The sequence below is a fragment of the Mesorhizobium sp. B1-1-5 genome, assembly GCF_006443065.1.
Taxonomy (GTDB): Bacteria; Pseudomonadota; Alphaproteobacteria; order Rhizobiales; family Rhizobiaceae; genus Mesorhizobium.
Genome location: NZ_VFWS01000620.1, coordinates 1 through 1,073 on the forward strand (window position 1 = coordinate 1; position 1,073 = coordinate 1,073).

Here is a 1,073-nt window from a genome sequence, read left to right on the forward strand (position 1 = left end):
GCAGACGCTGCTTGCGTATATGAACGGCGCCCTGCCGCAGGTGGCGATCGAATTCGGCCGCAAGACGATATCGTCCTATGAGCGGCCGACCATCGACGCCGTCGAGCAGAGCACGATGAACACCGGCTCCGCCGAGAAAAGGGCCGCCTGAGCGATGCGCGACAGATCGGTGCCGACATTGTCATGACCAGTCCCGGCAGTCCCTCACAAGCGCGCTCGCTGATCATCGAGCGCCTGGTCGGCGACAGCGGCGAGGCCGCCCAGGTCATCGGCACCGGCCGGGGCATGGCAGAGCGCGCTGCGCCGCTGCTGCAGAAGAGCCTGACCAGTGAGCTTGGAGTTCCGGTCACCGTCGATCTCAGGGGCGTCGAGGTCAGCCGCGTCGCGGAGGCCCGCTCCCGTGCCGGCGATACGTTTGCCATGACCATCGTTGCGTCAGCCACGTCCTCCGATGCCATGCCCCTGGTGATCGATGCGCCGGCGATCGCGGTCACGCTTTGCACGCTGTTCGGCGGCGACCCGGAGATGCCGGCATCGCCGATAGAGCGTGATCTGTCGCAGATCGAGGTCGATGTTTCGACCATGATGTTCCAGCAGGTCGCGCAGGCACTGAACGGATCGGGACGACGGTCGCTCGACCTGCGCCTGCCAGTGCCGCGGGCGATGTCGGGCACCGAAGCCAAACGACACGTGTTGCGCGACGGCGCTGCAATCCGCATCGGCTTCGGCATCTCGACGCCGGCCGACAGCGGCACCGTCACGGTGACGATGCCGCAGCGTGTCGTGCTGGCCAGCCGAGACAGCGCTGCTGCCGGCGGCGAGAACGATCAGGGCGCCAGCTGGCGCGCGCGCTTTTCGGAAGAAGTGATGCGCTCCACGGTAGCGCTCGAGGCGACCATGCCGCTGGCCCGACTGACGCTCGGCGATCTTGCCGATTTCGAAATTGGCCAGATCATCGAATTCGAGGAAACGGCGCAATCGCAAGCGCGTCTCGGCGCGCGCGGCAAGACGCTGTTCGTATGCGAGTTCGGCAAGCTGGGACAGAATTACACCGTCCGGATCAAGCATCCCTA

General features: G+C 65.9%; 1 protein-coding gene and 1 pseudogene. Both read left to right on the forward strand.

Going from position 1 to position 1,073, the window contains the following annotated elements:
- Nucleotides 1–151: pseudogene (locus FJ980_RS33835) on the forward strand (flagellar motor stator protein MotA); the annotation flags it as partial.
- A gap of 32 nt (nt 152–183) precedes the next feature.
- Nucleotides 184–1,073, forward strand: an 890-nt coding sequence (locus FJ980_RS33840) for a FliM/FliN family flagellar motor switch protein (protein ID WP_140547691.1), incomplete at its 3' end; no start/stop codon positions are given.